The 23,923-nt window shown below is 70.7% G+C and carries 25 protein-coding genes; 11 read left to right on the top strand and 14 right to left on the bottom strand.

Annotation, left to right across the window (positions count from 1 at the left end):
* Both ACH4RC_RS38295 and eno read right to left on the bottom strand, forming a co-directional pair.
* Window positions 1–419, bottom strand: a 419-nt coding sequence (locus ACH4RC_RS38295) for a carboxyl transferase domain-containing protein (protein ID WP_398209075.1), incomplete at its 3' end; no start/stop codon positions are given.
* Between the two features lie 222 nt (window positions 420–641).
* Window positions 642–1,928: a phosphopyruvate hydratase gene (gene eno / locus ACH4RC_RS38300; protein ID WP_398209159.1), complete on the bottom strand. Its 1,287-nt coding sequence runs from the start codon at window positions 1,926–1,928 to the stop codon at window positions 642–644.
* Window positions 1,929–2,131: 203 nt separating this feature from the next.
* Between eno and ACH4RC_RS38305 the strand changes: the two genes are divergently transcribed.
* Window positions 2,132–2,554, top strand: a complete 423-nt coding sequence (locus ACH4RC_RS38305; RefSeq protein WP_398209077.1) for a MarR family winged helix-turn-helix transcriptional regulator — start codon at window positions 2,132–2,134, stop codon at window positions 2,552–2,554.
* An 18-nt stretch (window positions 2,555–2,572) separates the two neighbouring features.
* Here the strand turns inward: ACH4RC_RS38305 and ACH4RC_RS38310 are convergent, their stop codons facing one another.
* Window positions 2,573–3,082 (bottom strand): hypothetical protein, encoded by a 510-nt coding sequence (locus ACH4RC_RS38310; protein WP_398209079.1) that lies wholly within the window; start codon window positions 3,080–3,082, stop codon window positions 2,573–2,575.
* A 231-nt stretch (window positions 3,083–3,313) separates the two neighbouring features.
* Here ACH4RC_RS38310 and ACH4RC_RS38315 point away from each other — a divergent pair, with 231 nt between their 5' ends.
* Entirely contained in the window at window positions 3,314–3,919 is a 606-nt protein-coding gene (locus ACH4RC_RS38315) for a YceI family protein (RefSeq protein WP_398209080.1), read from the top strand.
* 15 nt (window positions 3,920–3,934) lie between these two features.
* On the opposite strand, the gene ACH4RC_RS38320 is transcribed toward ACH4RC_RS38315, so the two are convergent.
* Complete coding sequence (locus ACH4RC_RS38320) at window positions 3,935–4,126, bottom strand: hypothetical protein (RefSeq protein ID WP_398209082.1); 192 nt, start codon at window positions 4,124–4,126, stop codon at window positions 3,935–3,937.
* A 156-nt stretch (window positions 4,127–4,282) separates the two neighbouring features.
* Here ACH4RC_RS38320 and ACH4RC_RS38325 point away from each other — a divergent pair, with 156 nt between their 5' ends.
* Entirely contained in the window at window positions 4,283–5,887 is a 1,605-nt protein-coding gene (locus ACH4RC_RS38325) for a cytochrome bc complex cytochrome b subunit (protein WP_398209084.1), read from the top strand.
* On the opposite strand, the gene ACH4RC_RS38330 is transcribed toward ACH4RC_RS38325, so the two are convergent.
* A complete protein-coding gene (locus ACH4RC_RS38330) occupies window positions 5,876–6,283 on the bottom strand; it encodes an ATP-binding protein (protein WP_398209085.1) in 408 nt (135 codons plus the stop codon). The genes ACH4RC_RS38325 and ACH4RC_RS38330 overlap by 12 nt on opposite strands.
* A gap of 113 nt (window positions 6,284–6,396) precedes the next feature.
* Here ACH4RC_RS38330 and ACH4RC_RS38335 point away from each other — a divergent pair, with 113 nt between their 5' ends.
* From ACH4RC_RS38335 to ACH4RC_RS38350, 4 genes are read left to right on the top strand one after another with little or no spacing between them, the layout of a single operon-like run.
* Window positions 6,397–7,203, top strand: coding sequence for a helix-turn-helix domain-containing protein (locus ACH4RC_RS38335; protein WP_398209087.1), 807 nt, complete (start codon window positions 6,397–6,399; stop codon window positions 7,201–7,203).
* Complete coding sequence (locus tag ACH4RC_RS38340; protein WP_398209089.1) at window positions 7,200–7,481, top strand: DUF397 domain-containing protein; 282 nt, start codon at window positions 7,200–7,202, stop codon at window positions 7,479–7,481. Before ACH4RC_RS38335 ends, ACH4RC_RS38340 begins: the two co-directional genes overlap by 4 nt.
* A gap of 18 nt (window positions 7,482–7,499) precedes the next feature.
* Complete coding sequence (locus ACH4RC_RS38345) at window positions 7,500–7,754, top strand: DUF397 domain-containing protein (RefSeq protein ID WP_398209091.1); 255 nt, start codon at window positions 7,500–7,502, stop codon at window positions 7,752–7,754.
* Window positions 7,738–9,114: an oxidoreductase gene (locus tag ACH4RC_RS38350; RefSeq protein ID WP_398209093.1), complete on the top strand. Its 1,377-nt coding sequence runs from the start codon at window positions 7,738–7,740 to the stop codon at window positions 9,112–9,114. The genes ACH4RC_RS38345 and ACH4RC_RS38350 overlap by 17 nt, the downstream gene beginning before the upstream one ends.
* A 7-nt stretch (window positions 9,115–9,121) precedes the next feature.
* Here the strand turns inward: ACH4RC_RS38350 and ACH4RC_RS38355 are convergent, their stop codons facing one another.
* The 3 genes from ACH4RC_RS38355 to ACH4RC_RS38365 form a co-directional block, all read right to left on the bottom strand.
* Complete coding sequence (locus ACH4RC_RS38355; protein ID WP_398209095.1) at window positions 9,122–10,231, bottom strand: B12-binding domain-containing protein; 1,110 nt, start codon at window positions 10,229–10,231, stop codon at window positions 9,122–9,124.
* Window positions 10,232–10,236: 5 nt separating this feature from the next.
* Entirely contained in the window at window positions 10,237–11,886 is a 1,650-nt protein-coding gene (locus ACH4RC_RS38360) for a PP2C family protein-serine/threonine phosphatase (protein ID WP_398209097.1), read from the bottom strand.
* Between the two features lie 193 nt (window positions 11,887–12,079).
* The gene (locus ACH4RC_RS38365; protein WP_398209099.1) at window positions 12,080–13,435 is read right to left on the bottom strand and encodes a hypothetical protein; all 1,356 of its coding nucleotides are present in this window, start codon (window positions 13,433–13,435) and stop codon (window positions 12,080–12,082) included.
* A gap of 142 nt (window positions 13,436–13,577) precedes the next feature.
* Here ACH4RC_RS38365 and ACH4RC_RS38370 point away from each other — a divergent pair, with 142 nt between their 5' ends.
* A complete protein-coding gene (locus ACH4RC_RS38370) occupies window positions 13,578–15,461 on the top strand; it encodes a ricin-type beta-trefoil lectin domain protein (protein WP_398209101.1) in 1,884 nt (627 codons plus the stop codon).
* A 101-nt stretch (window positions 15,462–15,562) separates the two neighbouring features.
* On the opposite strand, the gene cimA is transcribed toward ACH4RC_RS38370, so the two are convergent.
* From cimA to ACH4RC_RS38400, 6 genes are all read right to left on the bottom strand, one after another.
* Window positions 15,563–17,158, bottom strand: coding sequence for a citramalate synthase (gene cimA / locus ACH4RC_RS38375; protein WP_398209103.1), 1,596 nt, complete (start codon window positions 17,156–17,158; stop codon window positions 15,563–15,565).
* 402 nt (window positions 17,159–17,560) lie between these two features.
* Window positions 17,561–18,535, bottom strand: coding sequence for a DUF2891 domain-containing protein (locus tag ACH4RC_RS38380; protein WP_398209105.1), 975 nt, complete (start codon window positions 18,533–18,535; stop codon window positions 17,561–17,563).
* 53 nt (window positions 18,536–18,588) lie between these two features.
* Window positions 18,589–18,732, bottom strand: coding sequence for a hypothetical protein (locus tag ACH4RC_RS38385; RefSeq protein ID WP_398209106.1), 144 nt, complete (start codon window positions 18,730–18,732; stop codon window positions 18,589–18,591).
* Between the two features lie 245 nt (window positions 18,733–18,977).
* Window positions 18,978–19,622: a pyroglutamyl-peptidase I gene (gene pcp, locus ACH4RC_RS38390; protein WP_398209107.1), complete on the bottom strand. Its 645-nt coding sequence runs from the start codon at window positions 19,620–19,622 to the stop codon at window positions 18,978–18,980.
* A gap of 13 nt (window positions 19,623–19,635) precedes the next feature.
* Window positions 19,636–20,601 carry a DUF979 domain-containing protein gene (locus tag ACH4RC_RS38395; RefSeq protein WP_398209109.1) on the bottom strand — a complete coding sequence of 322 codons (966 nt, stop codon included), beginning with the start codon at window positions 20,599–20,601 and terminating at the stop codon, window positions 19,636–19,638.
* Window positions 20,598–21,341, bottom strand: a complete 744-nt coding sequence (locus ACH4RC_RS38400; protein WP_398209111.1) for a DUF969 domain-containing protein — start codon at window positions 21,339–21,341, stop codon at window positions 20,598–20,600. The genes ACH4RC_RS38395 and ACH4RC_RS38400 overlap by 4 nt, the downstream gene beginning before the upstream one ends.
* A 249-nt stretch (window positions 21,342–21,590) precedes the next feature.
* Between ACH4RC_RS38400 and ACH4RC_RS38405 the strand changes: the two genes are divergently transcribed.
* From ACH4RC_RS38405 to ACH4RC_RS38415, 3 genes are read left to right on the top strand one after another with little or no spacing between them, the layout of a single operon-like run.
* Entirely contained in the window at window positions 21,591–22,343 is a 753-nt protein-coding gene (locus tag ACH4RC_RS38405; protein ID WP_398209161.1) for a LamB/YcsF family protein, read from the top strand.
* Window positions 22,340–23,062 carry an allophanate hydrolase subunit 1 gene (locus ACH4RC_RS38410; RefSeq protein ID WP_398209113.1) on the top strand — a complete coding sequence of 241 codons (723 nt, stop codon included), beginning with the start codon at window positions 22,340–22,342 and terminating at the stop codon, window positions 23,060–23,062. The genes ACH4RC_RS38405 and ACH4RC_RS38410 overlap by 4 nt, the downstream gene beginning before the upstream one ends.
* Entirely contained in the window at window positions 23,059–23,922 is an 864-nt protein-coding gene (locus ACH4RC_RS38415) for a biotin-dependent carboxyltransferase family protein (protein WP_398209114.1), read from the top strand. The genes ACH4RC_RS38410 and ACH4RC_RS38415 overlap by 4 nt, the downstream gene beginning before the upstream one ends.
* Window position 23,923 lies beyond the last annotated feature (1 nt).

Below are 23,923 nucleotides of genomic sequence, written 5' to 3' on the forward strand. Positions count from 1 at the left end.
ACCAGCGGGGCACCGGCCGCGATGGCCATGTCCATGATCTTGTGGATCTTCGTGGCGTGGGCCTCGCCCAGGGCGCCGCCGAAGATCCGGAAGTCGTGCGCGTAGACGAAGACCGTCCGGCCCTCGACCGTGCCCCAGCCGGTGATCACACCGTCCGTGTAGGGCTTCTTGGCCTCCAGGCCGAAGCCGACCGCGCGGTGGCGGCGGAGCTGCTCGACCTCGTTGAACGACCCCTCGTCAAGCAGCAGCTCGATGCGCTCGCGCGCGGTCAGCTTGCCCTTGGCGTGCTGGGCCTCGGTTGCCCGGTCGCTCGGTCCGCGCAGGGCCTGCTCACGGATCGCGTGCAGCTCGGCCACGCGCCCACGGGCGTCGGTGGGCTCGTCCCCGGGGGCGGAGGCGGTGTCGTCCAAAACGGTCATGTAGTGACCATACGAAGCCGACCAAGGAAAACGGGCCGTCGACTTCGCACAGTCTCCGGCTCGTTTTCCTGGTAGCCCTGAACAGAACCGGCGCCTCATGCAGCCATAGTCACTGCTCAGGCCCCTGTTCGCTTGTAGGGGTCGCACAAAGACGGTCGGCTTCGGAGGGTGAGAGGCCCGTCACACCACCGCCGTCACACCACCGCCGTCACACGACCGCCGTCACACGACCGTCGGCGCGTAGACGGCGCTCGCGCCCAGCTCCTCCTCGATCCGGATGAGCCGGTTGTACTTGGCGGTGCGGTCCGAGCGGGACAGGGAGCCCGTCTTGATCTGGCCGCAGCCGGTGGCGACCGCGAGGTCCGCGATGGTCGTGTCCTCGGTCTCGCCGGAGCGGTGTGAGATGACGACCGCCCAGCCGGCCCGGCGCGCGGCGGAGACGGTGCCGAGCGCCTCGGTCAGCGTACCGATCTGGTTGACCTTCACCAGTACCGCGTTGCCGACGCCCGTCCGGATGCCCTCCCTGACCAGCGCCTCGTTCGTGCAGAACACGTCGTCACCGGTGAGCTGGCAGCGGTCGCCGACGCGGGCGGTCAGCTCGCGCCAGCCGTCGAGATCGGTCTCGGCCATCGGGTCCTCGACGGAGAGGACGGGGTAGGCGTCGATGAGCTTGGCGAGGTAGTCGACCTGTTCGGCGGAGGTGCGGCGGACGCCTTCGCCCGTGTACGCGTAGACGCCGTCGCGGTGGAACTCGGAGGACGCCGGGTCCATGATCAGGCCGATGTCGGCGCCGGGCCGGTAGCCGGTGCGTTCGATGGCGGCCATGACGAAGTCGAGCGCTTCCTCGGCCGTGCGCAGCGCGGGCGCGAAGCCGCCCTCGTCCCCCACGCCGGTGGAGTGCCCGGCGGCAAGGAGGTCGCGGCGCAGGGTGTGGAAGACCTCGGAGCCCATCCGGACGGCTTCGGCGAAGGTCGTGGCGCCGACCGGCGCGATCATGAACTCCTGGAAGTCCAGCGGATTGTCGGCGTGGGCGCCGCCGTTGACGATGTTCATCATCGGCATGGGCAGGGTGCGGGCGTCGGCGCCGCCGAGGTAGCGGTAGAGGGGCAGCCGGTGCGCGGCGGCGGCCGCCTTCGCGGTGGCGAGCGAGACGCCGAGCAGTGCGTTGGCGCCGAGCCGGGATTTGGTGGGGGTGCCGTCGAGGGCGGTCAGGGCCGCGTCGAGACCGGCCTGGTCGGCGGCGTCGCGGCCGATGACGGCCGCCGCGATCTCGCCCTTCACGTGCTCGACCGCGCGGTCGACACCCTTGCCGTGCCAGCGCGCCGGGTCGCCGTCGCGCAGTTCGACGGCTTCGCGGGCGCCGGTGGAGGCGCCGGAGGGGACGGCGGCGCTGCCGAGGGAGCCGTCGGCGAGGACGACGTCGACCTCGACGGTCGGGTTACCGCGGCTGTCGAGGACGGTGCGGGCGGTGACGGAGCGGATGGCCGTGGAGCCGGTCATGGAGTGCATGGGGTGCGTGGAGTGCATGGGGTGCGTGGAGTTCACGGAGTTCCTTCGCTCGGAACGGTGCGGGCCCCCGGCTGCGACGACGCTGGCGCTGAGCCCGACAGGACGGAACTCTACAGCAATGCTGTTCAGTTGTGCTGTTCAGTTCGGCTGCATACTTCCCCACGGGGCCGCGTACGCCGGTGACCTGCGGGTTAGAGTTCCGTATGCCCACCCCGGAAGCCGCCGCCGTCGCCGCCGAACTGCGTACCGCGATGGGCAAGCTCACGCGGCGCGTGAAGCACGAGGACCGGATTCCGCTCGGCCAGGTGGCCGTGCTCGGCGCCCTGGACCGGGACGGCGCCATGACCACCAGCGACCTCGCCACCGACCAGCGCGTACGGCCGCAGTCGATGGCCCGCGCCGTGGGTCTGCTGATGGAGCAGGGCCTGATCACCCGCCGCCCGCACCCGACGGACGGCCGTAAGTCCCTGGTGGAGCTGACCGACGCCGGGCGGGCCGCCCTGGAGACGGAGCGCGGTCGCCGGGCCGGCTGGCTGGCGCAGGCCATCGAGGACGAACTCACCGACACAGAGCGGGAGTTGCTGGCGCGCGGCGCGGCACTCCTGGAGCGCCTCGCCGCGCGCTAGACCTACCTCTGCGGGCGGTCAGCAGCCGCCGCAGTTGTAGTAGAGGACGTCCCAGTGGTTGCCCTCGTCGGCGTAGATGTTGCCCGACCCGGACTTGTACTGGGGTGCGCCGTCGCCGCGCAGCCCTATGTACGTGAAGGTGTTCTTGATGTAGTTGGTGACGCAGGTGTTCTTGCCGTAGTCGAGCTTGTAGCCGTTCCAGTGCGAGTACGTGCCGCTCGCGTGGCCGGTCTCGGTGCCGCCGGTGATGTTGAGGGCGCAGCCGGTGGCGCGCTTGAGGGTCTGGGCACCCTGGGCGGTGGCCAGGTTGAGCTGGTCGAAGGATGTACAGGTGCTGACGTTGCGGTTCGAGCAGCCGCCCGAGGACGACCAGGTGACACCGACCGAGCTGAACATCGAGGTCGCGGTGGAGTGACTGATCTTGGTGGCGGCGGACGCGTCGGTCGCCGAGACGAGGACGCCGAAGCCGGGGGCGGCGAGGGCGCCGGTGGTGAGCGCGAGCGCGGTGAGCGCGGAGCGGATGCGCATGGGGTTTCCTTCCTGCCGGGCGTGGGGTGGTGCAGGGGGAACAGGAAGATGGTCCCGGGTTCTACGCGCGTGGGGTAGTGCGCCTTCAAGATCCACTCGATGTAATCGGATGAACACTCGGCGCATGATGTTGAAAGTTGAACATCATCGCGCTACAGTCGCACTCAGTTGATAGTTCAACATTCAACATCGAGCGGCATCCACGTGCCGACCGTCCCCAAGGAGCACGTCATGGGCATCTTCAACCGCAAGAACGAGACCGGCGCCGACACCACCCCGGCCACCGTCGACCCGGAGCTGGCCGCCGTCACCGGTGACTACACCGTCGACCCCGCGCACACGACCCTCGGCTTCGTCGCCCGGCACGCCATGGTGACCAACGTCAAGGGCGGATTCGCCGACTTCACCGGTGAACTGCACCTGGACGGTTCGGACCCGGCCAAGTCCACGGCCTCGTTCGACGTGCGGATGGCGAGCATCGACACGGGCAACGCCGACCGGGACGGCCACCTCAAGAGCGCCGACTTCTTCAAGATCGACGAGTTCCCGACAATGACGTTCCGTACGACGTCGGCCGAGTCGCTCGGCGGCTCCGACTACCGCGTCACCGGCGACCTCTCGATCCTCGGCACCACCAAGCCGATCACCATCGACCTGGAGTTCAACGGCTCCGCGAAGGACCCGTTCGGCAACGAGCGCGTCGGCTTCGAGGGCAAGGCCGAGCTCCTGCGCTCCGAGTGGGGCCTGACCTGGAACGCCGCACTCGAGACCGGCGGCGTCCTGATCTCCGACAAGATCAAGCTGAACTTCGACATCTCGGCGATCAAGAAGGCCTGAGCCGGCACGGGGGCATCAGCGAGTTGAGGCGGTCACGAGTCGCGTGGCCGCCAACTCGGCGTACAGGGCGCCCCGTTCGAGCGGTTCGGCATGGGTGCCCTGGGCGCGGGCCCGCCCGTTCTCCAGTACGACGATGCGGTCCGCGTCGACGACGGCGGACAGCCGGTGCGCGATCACCAGGACCGTCGGGAGCAGGTTGTCGCGCAAGGTGCCGGCGAGCTGTCCTCCGACCTGAAGTGGGTGTCGTTACCGCCGGTGAACCGATCGCTACGGCGAGCGTGACCTGCCTCACAAAGCGGCCGTGCATGTCACATCCGGCCCCTCCCCGACTGTCACGACAGTGAGCACCGACGGGAGGCAGTCATGTCCGACAGCACCACCCGCGCCGAGCGTCCTCCGGCGCCCGCGGCAGGCGAGCGCGTCGCCGACTGGGTCGACGGCCGGCTGGGGATCTACGGTCTCGGCCGTAAGTACCTGCGGAAGGTCTTCCCCGACCACTGGTCGTTCCTGCTGGGCGAGGTCTGCCTCTACACGTTCATCATCCTGATCCTCACCGGCGTCTACCTCACGCTCTTCTTCCACCCGTCGATGAACGAGGTGACGTACCAGGGCAGTTACGTGCCGCTCAAGGGCATCCGGATGTCCGAGGCGTACTCCTCGACGCTCGACATCAGCTTCGACGTACGCGGCGGACTGCTCATCCGGCAGATCCACCACTGGGCGGCGCTCATCTTCGTCGCGGCGATGTTCGTGCACATGATGCGGCACTTCTTCACGGGCTCGTTCCGCAAGCCGCGCGAGCTGAACTGGCTGTTCGGCTGGCTGCTGCTGTTCCTCGCCCTCTTCGAGGGGCTGCTCGGCTACTCGCTCCCGGACGACCTGCTGTCGGGCGCGGGCATGCGGCTCATCGAGGGCATGACGCTGTCGGTCCCGATCGTCGGGACGTACCTGTCGTTCTTCCTCTTCGGCGGCGAGTTCCCGGGCGACGACATCGTGGCCCGCTTCTACTCGATCCACATCCTGCTGCTGCCCGGCATCATGGCGGCGCTCGTGGTCACCCACCTGATCCTGGTCTTCTACCACAAGCACACCCAGTTCCCGGGGGCGGGCAAGACCGAGAAGAACGTCGTCGGCCAGCCGTTCTTCCCCGTCTACGTGGCCAAGGCCGGCGGCTTCTTCTTCCTCGTCTTCGGGGTCGTCGCGGCGATCGCGGCCATCGCGTCCATCAACCCCGTCTGGCTCTACGGCCCCTACCGCCCCGACCAGGTCTCCACGGGCGCCCAGCCCGACTGGTACCTGGGCTTCGCCGAGGGCCTGGTCCGGGTCATGCCCGGCTGGGAGATGGTGTTCTGGGGGCACACCCTCAACCTCGGCATCCTCGTCCCGTTCCTCGCGTTCCCGCTCTGGCTCGTCCTCATCGGCGTGTGGCCGTTCGTCGAGGCGTGGGTCACGGGCGACCGCCGCGAACACCATCTCCTCGACCGGCCCCGCGATCGTCCTGTGCGGACGGGGCTCGGGGTGGCCTGGATCGTCGGCTTCCTGGTGGCCATGGGGGCGGGCGCGAATGATCTCTGGGCCACGCACTTCCATCTGTCCGTGAACGCCATCACGTGGTTCGCGCGGGTGGCGCTCTTCGCCGGTCCGGTCCTGGCGTTCATCGTCACGAAGCGTGTGTGCCTCGGGCTGCAACGCCGCGACCGCGACAAGGTGCTGCACGGCCGTGAGACCGGGCTCATCAAGCGGCTCCCCCACGGGGAGTACGTGGAGGTGCATGAGCCCCTGCCCCGCGAGGAGGTGTACCGGCTCACGCAGCACGAGGAGCCGGTCGCCCTGGCGGGCGGGGGTGAGCGCGGGGTGCGGCCCCGGGTGCGGGTGGTGTTGTCCCGGTGGATGTACGGGGACGAAGCCCGCATACCCAAGCCCCGCCCCGAGGAGCTGGAGTCCGGGTCCTCCTCCTCACATCACTGAGGCCCCGCGCTCGAACTCGCACCACACGCTCTTGCCCGGGTCCCGCGCCTCCGTGCCCCACTTGTCGGCCAGCGCGGCCACCAGGAGCAGGCCCCGGCCGTGCTCCTGCTCGGGGCGCGGTTCGTCGGCGGCCACCGCGCCGTCGCCGCTGTCGTGCACCTCGATCCTGATCACCCTGTCCGCACCCATCCCGATGTGCAGTCGGAAACCTCGCCCAGGTGGCACGCCGTGCAGCAGCGCGTTGGTCGCCAGCTCGCTCACGCACAAGAGTGCGTCGTCAAGGCGTTCGGTTGCGCGCCAATCCCGCAACGCCCAGGCTGTGAACGTGCGGGCCGCCGGGACAGATTTGCGTTCGCGGCGGTAGAACGCCTCGCGCTGGTACGGCAGTTGTTCCATGACGCTCACTCTTGTGCGGGTGCGATGTGTGGGGGCAGCGCGACAGGTCGTACATCTGCGTTTGTACGAGTTCGCTCCGCTCGGGGTGGGGTGAGGATGGGCAGGGTGCGCGTATGAAGAAACAGGTCACTTCGTGGCATGCGATCGGGGCGCAGATCGCGCACTTCCGGAAGTACGCGGGGATCACGCAGACGGGTCTGGCGGACCGGTTGCACATCAGCCCGGACAAGATGGCCTCCATCGAGCAAGGGCGGCGGCCGCTACGTATGCCGCTGGCGGCGGAGATCGATGAGGTCCTCGAAACGAAGGGGGCGTTGGAGGTCGCCGTGAACAAGATCCCGGCGCGCGAGAAGCATCCGGTGGTCGTAGCGGACCTGGTGGAGTTCGAGGAGAGGGCGCGGGCGATCCTGTCGTACGAGACGCTGACGGTGCCTGGGTTGGTGCAGACCGCCGCATACGCGCTGGCCAGCTACGAGTATCGGCACCCGCCCCTGCCCGACGAGACCGTGGACGACTGGGTCACCGGCCGAATGGAGCGGCAGCGGATCTGGAAGCGACCGCATCCGCCCTGGTCCACGTTCATCCTGGAGGAGTCGATCCTGCGTCGGCCCATCGGCGGCTTGGAAGTCATGCGAGGCCAGCTCCGCAGGCTGCTGGAACTGAGCGAGCTCCCTTTCATGGGCATCCAGATCATGCCAATGAATCAGGTGCCGCACGCTGGGCTCGCTGGGCCGATGACGTTGCTTCAGAACCCCGACAACGACTTCGCCGTCTACGCCGAAGGCCAGGGCGGGAGCGCAGTCATCGAGGATGCGGACGAGGCGAGTGTCTACCTGGAGAAGTATGGAATGCTGCGGTCGCAGGCACTATCTCCAGTAGAGAGCGCTCGCCTGCTGGACGGACTGCTAGGAGCCACATGAACACCGCAGCACGACCGCACGGCCACGCGTCCAGGGAACTCGCGTGGTTCAAGTCCAGCTACAGCACTGACCAGGGCGGGAACTGCCTCGAAGTCGCCTGCGACTGGCGGAAGTCGACGTACAGCAACAACGAAGGCGGGAATTGCGTCGAGGTCGCCGCACACGCCACCGCCATCCACATCCGCGACTCCAAGAACGACCCCGCCACCGGCGCCGTCCTCACCGTCAGCCCAGGCACCTGGAACACTTTCCTCCGCACACATGCCGCCCGGCCCTGAGAGACGGTGAGGAGCCTCATGAGCGTTGCCGGACCCGCCTGGTTCAAGTCCAGCTACAGCGGTGATCAAGGCGGCAATTGCCTCGAAGTCGCCTGCGACTGGCGGAAGTCGACGTACAGCGGCAGCCAGGGCGGCGACTGCGTCGAGGTCGCCACACACGCCACCGCGGTCCACGTTCGCGACTCCAAGAACGACCTCGCCACCGGCGCCGTCCTCACCGTCAGCCCCCACACCTGGAACCAATTCCTCCGCACACATGTCACCCGGCCCTGAGCGGAGCGTCGACGCCGCGCGCGTCAGGGAGCTGATCCTCGACCCGGACGCCGGGTCCGAGCCGTACGTGCTGCGCGACACCCACGTACGCGGCGCACTCGCCCTGGACGGGGCCGAGATCAGGCGGCTCGTGCGGTTCGAGGGGTGTCGGTTCGACGGGCCGATGACGTTGGAGGGGGCGAGCACGCTCGCGTTCTCCGTGACCGACTGCGAGCTGCCCGGGTTCATGGCGCCGACCGCGCAGATCGGTGGGCGGCTCGATCTGCGGGGGTCCAGGATCACGGGTGGGCGGCGGGGCGCCGTGAACGTCACGCTCACCCACATAGCGGGCGGGCTGATCCTCGACCGGGCCCATCTGATCGCCGCGACGGACGGCATCGCTCTGCACGCGGGCGGTCTGATCATGCAGGGCGGCGTGTTCTGCAAGAACGGGTTCGTGGCGGAGGGGCAAGTACTGTTCCCCGGCGCCGAGTTGCCCGGCGGGCTGTGGATGGACGGCGCTCACCTCACCGGTACCGCTCCGCAGGAGGTCGCCTTCAACGGGGACGCGTTGCGGGCCTCCACCGTCCGGCTGCATCAGGGGTTCCGGGCCGAGGGACGGGTGCGGTTGCGCGGGGCGCGGATCGACGACCTGCTGTCGTTCCACGAGGCCGAACTCCTGGGCACGGGTGGGTCGTTGATGATCGTCGGGGCGCAGGTGGAGGCGCTCGACCTGCGGTTCGCGCGACCGCCCGCGGGCGGTGTGAACCTGGGCAACGCGCGCGCGACCCGCCTCCAGGACCGGCCGGCCACGTGGCGCGCGCCGCTGGGCCTGGACGGGCTGACGTACGACTGGATGGAGCTGACCGCGGCCACCCAGCGCGAGGACACGGCGAACCGGCTGGCTTGGCTGAGGATGCAGTCGGCGTTCACACCCCAGCCGTACGAGCAGCTGGCCGCGTACTACCGGAAGCTGGGCCACGAGGACGAGGCGCGGCGGGTCCTGCTCGTACGGGAGCGCAGGCGGCGGGCGACGCAACGGCCGCTCGGCCGGGTGTGGGGGCTGCTTCTCGAAGCGACGGTCGGATACGGCTACCGCCCGTGGATCGCCGGAATCTGGCTCGCCGTGCTGACGATGCTGGGCTCCCTGGTCTTCCACACCCACACACCGCTCCCCAACAAGCCGGGCGAGGGCGCCCCCTTCAACCCCGTCGCGTACACCCTCGACCTGCTGATCCCGGTCGGCGGACTCGGCCAGCGCGACGGCTGGTACTGGGCCGAGGGCAGCGTGCAGGGGCTCGCGTACGCGCTGATCGCGCTCGGCTGGGTGTTGACGACGACGGTGCTGGCCGGGGTGACGCGGGCGCTCAGCCGTTCCTAGTCAGGCTCTAAGGGGTCAGGACGTCGCGGGCGGCGGTGAGGGCACCGACCGCGCGGGGAAAGTCCTTGAGCTGGTCGAGCAGCGAGTCGAGGGCGGGGAACAGGCACCACGGCGGGACGTCGCGGGCGGCCAGGATGTCGGCGGTCCACGTGATGAACCGGGTGAACAGGTGCGGGTCGTCGACGTAGACGGCCGTGGCGAGGTGGCCGACGATGTGATCGATGTCCTCGACGGTGCGCTCCCGCTGGTAGTCGCTGTACCGGCGCATCTCGGGGAAGCCCTCCTCGACGTCGAGGAGGGTCTGCTTGGTCAGCTGCCGCCTGGTCCGGCGGACCATGGTGTACTCCTGGTCGCCGAGGTGCGGCAGGTCCAGTTCGGGCGGGTGGGCCGTGTGCGCACCGGATCCCGTCAGGTCCTGCCTGCCGAGCAGGGTGGCCGCCGTGGACGCGTCCTCGGCCCATTCAGCCCGCAGCAGGCGCGCGTAATGACCCCCCGGGCCGAACGCGGCTCCTCCGGCGAGTACCGGAACACCGGCACTCCGGCATGCGGTGATCGCGTTGTGGGCGCCGGGCAGCAGGGTCGGGATGGACGAGGACAGCAGCACCGCCCGCGCACCTGTGCGGCGCACGTGCGCGACCAGATGCTCCGTGGGGACGTGCGCCCCGAGGTAGTCGACACGCCAGCCCCGCAGCCGCAGCACCTCGCTGAGCAGGCGTGCGGGCAGGGCGTGCCACTCGCCGTCGACGCACGCCACCAGGACCCTGCCGACGGCAGCGGGGGCGGTCGCGGGCGCGGCGGCGTCGGCCACCGCCGTGACGCACCGGTCGCTGATCGCCGTGGCGGCGTGCTCCTGCGCCACCGTGATGTCATTGGCCGCCCAGGCCAGACCCACCCGCTTCTGGGTCGGTGCGATCAGTTCGAGCAGAACCCGCTCGCCCGCCGCGGCACGAGGCTGTTCAGCGGTCGTGGTGCCCACGGCAGGCACCTGTTCGGATGCGGCCGTCGCCATCGCGTGACGCACGACGGCGAGGGCACGGGCCTCGTCACACTCCTCGAGTGCGCGCCACAGTTGCTCACGCGGCTCTTCGAGCAAGTCGGTGTCGCTTCCAGCGTTCACACCGTTCACCTTCTCCGGTTCGGCTCGTTCAGCGTTGTCGGTCGGTGGTCGTGGGGCGCGCCGATCGCCAGGACGGCCATGTCGTCGTGGCGTCCCTCCCCCACCCACTGGGCGACGATCATCTGCACGCGTTCGGTGATCACCTCGGGTGGCATCCCGGCGCACTGGGACAGCACGGTGCGCAGCCTGTCCTCACCGAACATCACGTCCCCCAGCGGCCCGCCGCGCGCTTCGGTGATCCCGTCGGAGAACAGCAGGCAGGTCTCCCCCGGCTCCAGGGTGACCTCGGCGGTCTCGCACTCGAAGCCGGCGAACGCGCCGATCAGTGTGCCGTGTGTCCGGGCCTCCTCGACCCGGCCGGTGGTGCGCACGACGAGCGGGGCGGGGTGGCCGGCGCTCGACACACGCAGGCGTACCCGGATGTCCTCGCGCACCGCGGTGGCCAGGGCCAGTGTCACGAAGGGCGGCTGCTCCGAGGAGAGGAGCGCGCTGTTGAGGAGGGTCAGCAGGCGCGTGTGGTCGGCGGCGAACGGCACCAGCGCCTTGAGCGCGTTGCGGACCTTGCCGGCGGTGACCGCCGCTTCCAGCCCCTTTCCGCAGACGTCGCCCAGGACCGCGACGGTCTCGGCCTCCGGCGTGTCGGCGGGGTGCAGATCGTAGAAGTCGCCGCCGACGCGTTCGCCTGCCACCGAGGCGCGGTAGCGGGCGGAGAAGCAGATGCCGTGCACCCGTCCGAGGTCGGGCGGCAGCAGGTCCCGCATCAGCACTTGGGTGACGCGCGCCTGGCGGGAGTGGCTGCGGGCGATGGACAGGGCGGCGCCCGCGCGCGCGGCGAAGAGCTGGGCGAAGGACTCCTCGCCGGGGGTGAACGTCGCCTCCTCCCGGCGGCGCAGCAGGATGAGGCAGCCGGCCGGTGCCCCGTGGCCCGGCAGCGGCACCACGGCCACCGACCCGATGTCGGCGGCGGCGTCGGCGAAGCCGTCCGGCACCGCCCAGGGCGGTGTCTGCCGGGGATCGATCCAGCGGGAGGACACCGCGGGAAGCCCCGACAACGCCTCGGCCAGGCCCGGCAGTTGCCCGGGGTCCAGGGTGACGCGCTCCCGCACCACCGGCCCGTCGGCCGTGCACCGGGTCACGGGGTAGCCGTGTCCGTCCCCGGGACCGACGATGACCGCCGCGTCCGCCAGATTCCGCGCCGCCCGCCGCGCGGTCACCTCCATGCAGCGCTCGACGTTCACCGAGGCGAGCAGATCGGAGGAGAGCTCCTGGAGCAGACCGGCTCTGGCCCGCTCGCGCGCCAACTCCAGGGCGGCGGCGGCCGGAGCATGGACACCGACCAGCCACCAGGTCACCGTGGCGTTCACGCACGGCCCGGCGAGCGCGTTCACCCGGCCCCCGCCGAGCCGGCCGGCGGCGCACGCGGAGGGTTTCCCCGCCTCGTCGCCGACGTGCCGGAGGTGAGCCTCGACCAGCCAGGCGGGGGCGACCGCGGCCAGCGCGACACCGACGGCGATCCCGGCCAGCAGCATCGCGGCCTGTTCGTTGTGGGACAGGACGACGCCTTCCGCGTCCGCTGTCACCACGGGGTACGGGTCGGATTGCTGTGCTGCGGTTCTGACACCACGAGAACTGTTCCGCTCCGGCAACGAGACCATCGACTCGGAACCCGCCGACGCGGGTTCCCACCACCTATCCGCTCGCTCGAAGGCAGGTGAGTCGGCCACGTTACCGGCGGCATATGACTATGGGCAGCGGATCGTCATTCCCGGGACAAACTCCTGCCGCCTGGTGAACAATCCGCCCAGCACTCAGCCAGTCGGCCGACAGAACCGGTCGGAGCGGCCGCGATCAGAAGTTGCCGCCGCCGAAGTCACCGCCGCCTCCGCCGAAGTCCCCGCCTCCCCCGAAGTCGCCCCCGCCGCCGAAGTCCCCGAAGTCCGACGCGTCGAAGTCGGCTCCGGAGTAGTCGCCGCCGGTGAAGTCCCCGCCGCCGAAGTCGCCGTAGCCGGAGCCGTAGTCGGCGGCGTAGGCGGGGCCCGACATCATCGAACCGAGCATGGTGCCGACGAGGAGGCCGGGGAGCATGCCACCGCCGAAGTAGCCGCCCGCCCAGGGGCCGTACATGGGCCCGGCGTCGTAGTAGGGGCGGCGCTCGCCCGCACCCGCGTCGACCGTGCGGATCATGGGCTCGGCGCCGTCACGGAGGCGCGTGGCGTCGGCGGCGCAGACCGGGACCTCGCGAGGCGATCCGCCCGGCGGGGTCCACTCCGCGTCCTCGACCGAGGGGCCGTGGCGCGGGTCGAAGAAGCAGGGCGCGCGGCGCTCGGGCAGCGGGCGGCCCTCGCGGCGGGCGGCGAGCAGGGCGAGCGAGAACCGGCCGTCCTCCAGGGCCTGCGTGACGCCGCGCACCTCTTCCGGGCGCTGGGCCGCGGCCATGAACTGCTTGGCCTTCTCGTACGCGTCGAGCGCCCGCTCGTAGTCCGCGCGCATCGTGTCGTCGGCGCCCGCCTCCGCCGGGTGGAAGTCGAGGCGGTCCAGCTCCTCGCCGAACGCGGTGATGTCCTCGTCGACGACGACCCGCAGCCTGTCGAGGGCCTCGCGCCGCTCCGCCTCCTTGCGGCGCCGGTTGCGGCGGGCCAGCGCGTAGATGCCCGCGCCGCCGACCACGACGACCGCGCCGACGCCGATCAGCGGGCCCGCCGAGACGCCGTCGCTCGTGCCGCCCGCACCGCCCCAGGACGAGGGCGCCGACCCCCTGGCCGTGCGGACCGCCGTGGAGACGAAGTCGTCGAGCTGCTCGCTCAGCGGTTCGCCGCGCACGCTCGTCGTCAGGTTCTGAACGGCGGAGTTCGACATGGCCTGGTGGTCGGCGCGCGCTTCGAAGGCGTCGCCGAGCCGCACCCCGTACACGCCGACGACGCCCGTCTTCGTACGGAGGTCGCTGAACAGGTCCTTCTTCGGGAAGTCGGCGGGTAGCACCGCCACCATCACCGGCTTGTCCGCGTTCTTGATCTTTCGTTCGAGCGCGTCGACGTCCGCCGAGGTCAGCTCGGTGGACACGGCCGGATCGACGTACACCGGGCTCTTTTCCAGGGCGTCCGCCACCGTGGAGACGTCCGACGCGGCGAAGGCGGTGGGCGCGGCGGCGAACGTCGCGGCCAGGGCGAGGAGCGGGGCGGCGACGGCCGCGAGGAGAGGCCTCATACCTTGACGCTAACCCGGCCGGGGTGTGAATGGCGGGTCGGGGTGTTCGCGACGTGAACTCTTGACGTGGGCATGGAAGCGCCATTTACTCACGACTTGAACTAAGCCATGAGAGTGCACTGTTGGGACACAGGAGGCATTCGTGCGCACCCCCACACCCCTGCTCCGGCTGATACTGGCCGGGGCGCTCACCACCGCAGGGCTCGCCGGGATCGGGCTCGGCGCCGGTGCCGGTCCGGCACACGCGGCCGGTGAGCAGGTCACCGTCCATCTCACCACCACCGACGACAGCGGCGGCCGCCACGTCACGCGCGGGCTGCAACAGCAGGCCCCGGTCTCCTTCCACGCGGGCGCCGGCGGCAGCGGCACCAACATCGCCGTCGACGAGAACACCCGCTATCAGACGTTCACCGGCGGCGGCGCCTCGTTCACGGACACCGCGGCCTGGCTCATGAACAGCAGCGGCGCCCTGTCGTCGGCCACCCGCGACGCCACGATGAAGAAGCTGTTCTCGCCGGGCGAGGGCATCGGGCTCTCCTTCATCCGCAACCCCATGGGCGGCTCCGACCTCGCCCGCTTCGGCTACACGTACGACGACGTGCCGGCCGGACAGACCGATCCCTCACTCTCCAAGTTCTCCCTCGCGCACGACCAGGCCGACGTCCTGCCCCTCACCAAGCAGGCCAAGCAGCTCAACCCCGCCGCCACGGTCATGGCGTCCCCGTGGACCGCGCCCGCCTGGATGAAGGACAGCGGGCAGCTCAACGGAGGCTGGCTCAAGGCCGAGAACTACGGCGCCTACGCCGATTACTTCGTGAAGTACGTCCAGGCGTACCAGGCGGCCGGCGTCCCCATCGACTACGTCACCGCGCAGAACGAGCCGACCTGCTGCTCGGGCTACCCCTCGATGAGCTGGAACGGCTCCGGGCTCGCCTACTTCACCAAGAGCGAGCTGCTGCCGAAGCTCGCGGGCGCCGGCGTCAGGACCAAGGTTCTCGCCCACGACTGGAACTGGGACACCTACGACGCCTACGCCGCCCCCACCGTGGACGACGCCGCCGTGCGCTCCCACCCGAACTTCGGCGGCGTCGCCTGGCACGGCTACGGCGGCGACATCACCAAGCAGACCGAGGTCCACGACAAGTACCCGCAGCTGGACGCCTTCCAGACCGAGCACTCCGGTGGCACCTGGATCGCCAACCAGCAGCGCGAGGACATGATGAACATCATCGACTACACCCGCAACTGGGCGAAGTCGGTGACCAAGTGGTCCCTCGCCGTCGACCAGAACCGGGGGCCGCACAACGGCGGCTGCGGTACGTGTGACGGGCTCATCACCGTTCACAACGGTGACAGCCGCTCCGGGCAGGTCGACTACAACATCGAGTACTACACGATGGGGCATCTGACGAAGTTCGTCCGGCCCGGGGCTTCGAGGATCGCCTCGACCGGTTCCAGTGCCGTGCCGAACGTCGCCTGGCGCAACACCGACGGGTCGAAGGCCGTCATCGCCTACAACGACACGTCGAGCGCGCAGAACGTCACTCTCAACTGGGGCGGGCAGCACCTCACGTACTCTCTGCCGGGCAGGACATCGGCGACCTTCACCTGGAGCGGGACGCAGGCCGGGGGCGCGGACCGGGTCGGGGCGCTGCGCGGGCTCGGCGGCAAGTGCCTCGACGTGCGGGACGGGTCCACCGCGAACGGGGCCGTCGCGCAGATCTGGTCCTGCGTCGCCGGGTCGCGGAACCAGACCTGGACGGTGAAGGCGGACGGGACGGTGCGGGCGCTCGGCAAGTGCCTGGACGTGAGCGGGGGGTCCACCGCCGACGGGGCCAAGGTGCAGCTGTACGACTGCAATGGGACCGGGGCGCAGCAGTGGCGGTACGAGTCCGGGTCCGGGGATCTCGTGAACTCCGCCTCCGACAAGTGCCTCGATGTGACCGGGAATTCGAGTGCGGACGGGGTCGCTACGCAGCTCTGGTCGTGCACGGGGGCCGGTAATCAGAAGTGGGCCCTGTCGTAGGTGGCCGTCACGGGGCTCCGCCCCGGACCCCGCTCCTCAATCGCCGGAGGGGCTGATTGGTGCCGGTGGGGCCGCGTGGCGCGGTCCCACCGGCAGTGTCGTCACTCGACCGGCTCGACGCCCGCCTTGAGAAGCCCGTACGTGTACGCGTCCTCCAGCGCGTCCCACGACGCCGCGATCACGTTCTCCGCGACGCCCACCGTCGACCACTCCCCCGCGCCGTCCGTCGTGGAGATGAGGACGCGGGTCGTGGAGGACGTGCCGTGCTTGCCCTCCAGGATGCGGACCTTGTAGTCGACCAGTTCCATCTGGGCGAGCTGGGGGTAGATGCGTTCGAGGCCGACGCGCAGGGCCCGGTCGAGGGCGTTGACCGGGCCGTTGCCCTCGGCCGTGGCGACGATGCGCTCGCCCTTGGCCCAGAGCTTCACGGTCGCCTCGTTGGCGTGGGTGCCGTCGGGGCGGTCCTCGACGATGGCGCGCCAGGACTCGATGCGGAAGTAGCGGCGGGCGCGGCCCTCGGCCTCCTCGCGCAGGAGGAGTTCGAAGGAGGCGTCGGCAGCCTCGTAGGTGTACCCCTTGAGCTCGCGGTCCTTGACGCGCTCGACGACGCGGCCGACCAGTTCGCGGTCGCCGGAGATGTCGACGCCGAGCTCCTTGCCCTTGAGCTCGATGGAGGCGCGGCCCGCCATGTCGGAGACGAGCATGCGGATGCGGTTGCCGACGAGGTCGGGGTCGATGTGCTGGTAGAGGTCCGGGTCGACCTTGATGGCGGAGGCGTGCAGGCCCGCCTTGTGGGCGAACGCGGAGACACCGACGTAGGGCTGGTGCGTGGACGGGGTCAGGTTCACGACCTCGGCGATGGCGTGCGAGATACGGGTCATCTCGCTGAGCGCGCCGTCGGGAAGAACCTTTTTGCCGTACTTGAGCTCCAGGGCGGCGACGACCGGGAAGAGGTTGGAGTTGCCGACGCGCTCGCCGTAGCCGTTGGCCGTGCACTGCACGTGGGTGGCGCCCGCGTCGACGGCGGCGAGGGTGTTGGCGACGGCGCAGCCGGTGTCGTCCTGGGCGTGGATGCCGAGCCGGGCGCCGGTGTCGTCGAGGACGGTGTGCACGATCGCCTGGACCTGGGCGGGGAGCATGCCGCCGTTGGTGTCGCAGAGGACGACGACGGAGGCGCCGGCCTCGTGGGCGGTGCGGACGACGGACTTCGCGTAGGCCGGGTCGGCGCGGTAGCCGTCGAAGAAGTGCTCGCAGTCGACGAAGACGCGGCGGCCCTGGGCGACGAGGTGGGAGACGGTGTCGCGGACCATCTCCAGGTTCTCCTCCAGGGTGGTGCGCAGGGCCAGTTCGACGTGCCGGTCGTGCGACTTGGCGACCAGGCAGATCACCGGGGCGCCGGAGTCGAGGAGCGCCTTGACCTGCGGGTCCTCCGAGGCCTTGGCGCCCGCGCGGCGTGTCGCGCCGAACGCCACGAGCTGCGCGTTCCGGAAGTCGATCTCCTTCTGCGCGCGGGCGAAGAACTCGGTGTCGCGGGGGTTGGCGCCGGGCCAGCCGCCCTCGATGAAGCCCACGCCGAAGTCGTCCAGGTGCCGTGCGATGGTCAGCTTGTCCGCGACGGTGAGGTTGATGCCCTCGCGCTGCGCGCCGTCGCGCAGCGTGGTGTCGAAGACGTGGAAGGAATCGTCGAGTTCGTTCATGCTGATCTGGCTCCTGTATGGGATCTCGGTCTACCGGAATGACCGGTTCCACCGTCCATCTATGATCCCGTGCGCTCTCCGCCTGGCATGGGTGGGCCAGAAACGAGAAAAACCTCTCGCGGGTGCGAGAGGTCTGCGCGCGGGTCGAGGACGACGGTGTCCGCCCGTACGTGGTCGTACGAGACGGTCACTGCGGACCGGCGCGCCTGCTGCCAATAATCATTGCCAACGAGAGCACGCCCGCAGTCTGCCACAGCCCGGACGGGGCCCGGACCGTGGTCTCACGATGCGAACGGCCCGTTCCCTACGCGGCGGGCTGCATGGCGGCGGCAACGATCGCGCGTACTTGCGTTCGTTTCGTTCATCGCGCTCATGGTTCTTCGCCGGGCGCCTGTCGCGTGCTCACGCGTCGCGGGCCAGTTCCGCGAACGTCGCCAGCCAGTGGTCGGTCGTGAAGTCGCCGCTGTCGACCGCCGGGAGGCCCGCGGTGAGGTGGGCGTCGGCGGCCTCGGTGAGGCGGGCCCGTACGGGGCTGTCGGCCGGGAGCGCGGCGGCGATGTGGCGCAGGGCCGCGGCCCGGGAGAGGGCCAGCCCGAGCAGGTGGCCGATCTGGGGGTCCGCGTGGTCCGAGACGACCGGTACGTCCAGTACGGGGCAGGGGGCGCCGGTGCGCAGCGCGGGCAGGAAACGGTCCAGCCACGTCTCGAACCCGGCCGCGTCCAGGACCCGGCGCATCGCGTCCGCCTCGGTGAGCGCGGGCGAGAGGAAATCCTGGCCGGAGGGCTCCCAGTGGGCGGGGGCGTCGTGGTCGTCGCCGAACCAGGTGCGCAGGCGGGTGCGGACGCTGTCGAGCGTCGATTCCGGCAGGCCCGCCGCCGCGCCCGTGTCCAGGATCAGGCCGAGTGCGAACGCGCTGTTGCTGTGGACGCCGTGGCGCACCGGGTACGTGGCCTTCGGCAGCCAGGTGGTGAGGAGGCGTTCGACCGCGTCCATGGCCGGGGCGAACGCCGCCTCGTACGGGGTGTTCCGGCACTCCGCCGCCAGCGCGGTCAGCCAGGCCCAGCCGTACGGGCGCTCGAAGCCGGGCCTGTCCAGGAGGTAGGCGGCCTCGGTGGTGAGGTGGGGGAGGGTGAGGTGGCGGTCCAGGATTTCGGTGTACGTCGCCCGGGTCGCGGCGGGGAGGGCCGGGAGGGTCCTTACGAGCAGCCAGTGCATGTGCACGGAGGAGTGCCAGTCGTAGGCGCCGTAGAACGCCGGGTGCAAGGTGCTGGGGCGGGTGTCCTCGTCGGGGCCGGTGGTGAGGTGGGCCGGGAAGTTGGGGAACTCCCGGGTGACGTTGGCTGCCGCCAGCTGGGCGGTGTCCTCCGGCGTGAGCATGGGGTGGCCTCTCGGGGTTGGGGGTGCGGTTCGGCGTTCGCCGGGTCTGGGTTTCATGCCGGGTACGGGTCGTGTGCGGCCGGCCACGCGGTTCCCCGCGCCGCCTCCGGGATGCGCGCCACGTGCGCCATCTCGGCGAGTTCGCCGGGCGCGGGTCTCGTCGCGGTTCCCCGCGCCGCCTCCGGGATGCGCGTCACGTGCGCCATCTCGGCGGGTTCGCCCGGCGCGGGTCTCGTCGCGGTTCCCCGCGCCCTGGAGGCTGCGGCTGCGCCGCGTCTCCCCCTCGGCGCCCGCCCCTGAAATGGCGCACGCAGTGCGCGTTTCAGGGGCGCGGGGAACTGCGCGAGCAACCACGACGTGACCCGCGGATGACGACGCGCATGGGGCGGACGCCAAGGGCGCGGGGAACTGCGCGAGCAACCACCGCCGGCGTGCATCCGGGCTAGTGGGTGGCGCCCTCTGTCGTTCTCAGGTCGGTGCGGGTCGTCGCGGCCGCGACCAGGAGCGCCCGGATGCCGAGGGCGACCGTCTCCGGGGGGAGGGACGGGGCCGTGCCGGCCGGGACCTGGGACGGGGCCCAGGGGACGTGGACGAAGCCGCCCCGGACACCTGGGTACCGGGTCGCCAACAGGTGCGCCAACCCGTACGCCACGTGGTTGCAGACGAACGTGCCCGCCGTGTTGGAGAGCGCCGTCGGCACCCCGGCCTCCCGCATCGCCGCCACGCACGCCTTCACGGGGAGGGAGGAGAAGTAGGCCGCCGGGGCGCCGGGAACGACGGGCTCGTCGATCGGCTGGGCGCCCGCGTTGTCGGGGATGCGCGCGTCGTCGACGTTGACGGCGACACGTTCGACGGTGACGCCGGGACGGCCGCCCGCCTGGCCGAGGGCGACGACCAGATCAGGACGGACCCGCTCCACGGCGGACCTCAGCTCCTTCAGCGACTCCCCGAAGACACAGGGGAGCCGGACCGCCGTCACCGCCAGCCCCTCCGGCGCCGCGGCAGCGACAAGCTCCGCCGCCTGCCAGGACGGGTTCACCGACTCCCCGCCGAACGGTTCGAACCCTGTGAGCAAGACCCGGGTCATGACTGCGTCCTTCCTAGACCGCGAAAACGGCCATGATCACGATGTTGCAGACCAGGAGCGCGAGCCCCGTCGGCAGCTGCGCCTTGATCGGCCCGTACTGGTCCTTCAGCTCGAGCAACGACGCGGGGACGATGTTGAAGTTGGCGGCCATGGGCGTGCAGAGCGTCCCCGCGAACCCGGCGAGCATGCCGATGGCCAGGACTCCGGCCTCGTTGCCGTGCATCTGCTGGATGAGGACCGGCCAGCCGATCGCCGCGGTCATCACGGGGAACGCGGCGAACGCGTTGCCCATGATCACGGTGAACAGGAACATGCCGACGCAATAGGCGATCACGGCGAAGTACTTCGAGTTGTCCGGCAGCACGTCGTTGACGATCTTGCCTACCTGGGTGCCGACACCCGCGACCGCGAAGATCGAGCCGAGCACCGAGAGGAGCTGGGGCAGGAGCAGCGCGGAGCCCATCGCCTCCAGCATCGAGCGCCCGGAGTGGATCGGGACCGAGACCTTGCGCTCACCCGTGACGAACATGCCGACGACCAGCGCGACCATGCAGCCGAGCCCGAGCCCGATCAGCGTCGCCTTGCCGGTCTCGAAGAGGCCCGACTCGTCGAGGAAGGACGCGCAGATGATGGCGACGACCGGGATGGTGACCGCGGGGATGAAGAGCTTGTTGCCGAGCCGGGCCGCCGACGCTTCGCGCTGCTCCTGTGTCGTCGTGACCGGCTCGCCCTTGCCGATGAAGTTGAATCCGGCGAGCACGATCAGCGCGAGGACGGCGACGCCGAGCGGTTCGGCGGGCAGGGACCAGCTCGCACCGCCCTCGACGACCCCGGTCCCGTAGGGGAAGGTCAGTCCGAGGAGGCCCCAGAACGCGGCGGACGTCCACCGCTTGGGGTTGCTCACGTCCCGCGCCATCTGCACGGCCATGACGACGAAGACGAGACCGATGAGCCAGTAGAGCCATTCGACCTTGATCACTTGGCGGACTCCTCACGGCTCTGGCCCGGCGTCTGCGGCGGCAGCGGCAGGTCGTTCTCGGCGGCGGCCAGCGCCATCTCGCGCTCCAGCTGCTTGTCGAGGAGCAGCAGCCTGGCACCGTGGATGACGAAGGCGCAGAAGGCCAGCGGGATGGCCCACAGGGCGAGTTGGGTCGGCTCCAGCTCCTGGTGGTAGGTGGAGTTCACGAAGCCGGTGATCAGCAGGATGGAGCCGATCGCGATGAAGCAGTCCTCGCCGAAGAAGACGCCGACGGTGTCCGCGGAGGCCGAGTAGGAGCGGACCTTCTCGCGCATCTTGTCGGGGAGGGCCGCGCCGGTGGTGCGTTCGGCGGCGGCCTCGGCCATGGGGGCGACGAGCGGGCGCACGGTCTGCGCGGGGCCGCCGAGGTTGTTCAGGCCGAAAGCGGCCGTGACCTGGCGGACGAGCAGGTAGACGGTGAGGAAGCGGCCGGCGCTGAGCTTGCCGAGCTTTCCGATGAGGGTGCGGGCCTGCTCGCGGAGCCCGTAGCGCTCGAGGAGACCGATCACCGGGAGCACGATGGCGAAGACCGTGACCGACCGGCTGTCCGCGAAGGCGTGGCCGAAGGCCGCGAGGATCTCCTGCGGGTTCATCTTGCCGAGCAGTCCGGTGGCGATGCCGGCGACGCCGACCACCAGGACGGGATTGCGGCGCGTGACGAATCCGAGGATCACCACGAGCACGCCGAGAAGCACGATCATGCGGCTGCCTTCTTTGCCGACGAGGGCATGGGGGAGCACTGGGCGGCATGGAAGCGGAGGGTCCTCTTCTTCCATGGGGGATGCACGGACCCTAGGTGATCGTTGAACGATCGAACAAGAGGTAAACAGAGGTTGTGGCGCATCACCCATCAAATCGACCCCTTGTCGGATTGTTGAACGATCGCTTACGTTGAGCGGGTGATGCAGGTGATCCAGGACGACAACCCAGACGGCGCGGACGACGCGGCCCTGATCGACCTCAACGCCGATCTCGGCGAAGGTTTCGGCCGCTGGTCCCTCACCGACGACGAGGCCCTTCTCTCGGCGGTGACCAGCGCCAATGTCGCCTGCGGCTTCCACGCGGGCGACCCCTCCGTCATGCGCCGGGTCTGCGACCTGGCCGCCGAGCGGGGGGTGCGGATCGGCGCGCAGGTCTCCTACCGGGACCTCGCCGGGTTCGGCCGCCGCGCCATGGACGTACCGCCGGACGAACTGGCGGCCGAAGTGGCGTACCAGATCGGAGCGTTGCGCGTGTTCGCACAGGCGGCCGGGGCCGAGGTGACGTACGTCAAACCGCACGGCGCGCTCTACAACCGGACGGTCCACGACGACGCCCAGGCCCACGCCGTGATCGCCGGGGTGCGGCTCGCGGGCGGCGCCCTGCCGGTCCTGGGCCTGCCCGGCTCGAAACTCCTCACCGCCGCCGGGGAAGCGGGCCTCACCCCCGTACGGGAGGCCTTCGCCGACCGCGCCTACACCCCCGGGGGCACCCTCGTGCCCCGCCGCGAACCCGGCGCCGTGGTCGAGGACGCCGACACGGTCGTGCGCCGCGCCGTCGGTTTCGCCGTGGACGGCGGCGTCGAGGCGGTCGACGGTACGCGCGTCGCGGTCGCCGCCCGCTCCCTGTGCGTGCACGGCGACACCCCGGGCGCCGCCCGGATCGCCGCCCGGGTACGCAGCGCCCTCGAAGAGGCCGGTGTCACCGTGGGCGCGTTCACGTGAGCGCGGACCTGGTGGTCCGCCCGGCGGGGCGGCACGCGCTCCTCGTCGAACTCCCCGACGCCGAGCGCGCCGGCGCCTTCCACGCGGAACTGCTGCGCCGCCGGGCGGACGGCACCCTGCCGCCGGTCACCGAGATCGTCCCCGGCGCCCGTACGGTCCTGCTCGACGGCGTTCCCGACCCGGCCGCGCTGACCCGCCGCCTCACCGCGTGGACCGTCCCCGCCGCTCCCCCGGCCGACGGCGACGTGGTGACGATCCCCGTCGAGTACGACGGCCCCGACCTCGCCGAGGTCGCCGCGCTGTGGGGCATCCCCGAGGACGAGGTGGGCGCCCGTCACGCCTCGTACACCTACCGCGTCGCCTTCTGCGGCTTCGCCCCGGGCTTCGGCTACCTGACGGGCCTGCCCGAGCCTTTGCACGTCCCCCGCCGCTCGACCCCGCGCACCAAGGTCCCGGCGGGAGCGGTGGCCCTCGCGGGCCCGTACTCGGCGGTCTACCCGAGGGCGACCCCGGGCGGCTGGCAGATCATCGGCACGATGCCGGACCCCTCCCGCCTGTGGAACACCGAGCGAGAACAGGCCGCCCTCCTCACCCCTGGAACCCAGGTCAGATTCAGCCCCCTGGGGGCGCGGGGAACCGCGCGAGCAACCACACACGACGCCCAGTCGGCATCCGACACCTCACACCACGGCGAGCGGCCGAACTCGAGCGAACGATGACAACAAAACTGACGGTGACCCGCCCCGGCGCCCTGACCACGATCCAGGACGCGGGACGACCGGGCCACGCCCATCTGGGGGTCCCGAGGTCAGGCGCCCTGGACGCTCCCTCGATGGACCTGGCCAACAGACTGCTGGGAAACCCGGAGGGCGCCGCCGTCCTGGAGACGTCCCTCACGGGCTGCGCCCTGCGCCCGGACGCGGACATCACCGTGGTGATCGGCGGCGCCCCCTGCCCGGTCACCGTGAACGGCCGCCCCGCCCCCTGGGGAACCCCCGTCCGGGTCCCGGCCGGGGCCACTCTCGACGCCGGACCCGCGACCGCCGGCATCCGGACCTACGTGGCGATCGCGGGCGGCATCGCGGCCGACCCCGTCCTGGGCAGCCGCTCGACCGACCTCCTCTCGGGCCTCGGCCCGGCCCCGCTGGCGCAGGGCGACCTCATCCCCGTGGCCCGGACCACCCGCACCGCACCGCCCGCGCTCCCCGTCGCGCCCCCCTGGCCCGCACCCCCCGCCGAACTCGTCCTCCCGGCCCGCTTCGGCCCCCGCGCCGACTGGTTCACCGACACGGCCCGACGCACCTTCCTGAGCGCCGCCTACTCGGTCTCGGTGCACAGCAACCGGATCGGCCTGCGCACCGAGGGCCCGGCCCTCGAACGGGCGACGGAGGGTGAGCTGCCCAGCGAGGGCATGGTGCTCGGCGCGGTGCAGGTGCCGCCGGACGGGCGCCCGGTGGTCTTCCTGCACGACCACCCGACGACCGGCGGTTACCCGGTGATCGCCGTCGTCGAGGAGGAGGCGCTGGCGGCGGCGGCGCAGGCGGTACCGGGCACGCCGGTACGCTTCGCGCCCTGCTGAC

It is taken from the genome of Streptomyces sp. NPDC016845, from assembly GCF_044332585.1.
GTDB lineage: Bacteria > Actinomycetota > Actinomycetes > Streptomycetales > Streptomycetaceae > Streptomyces.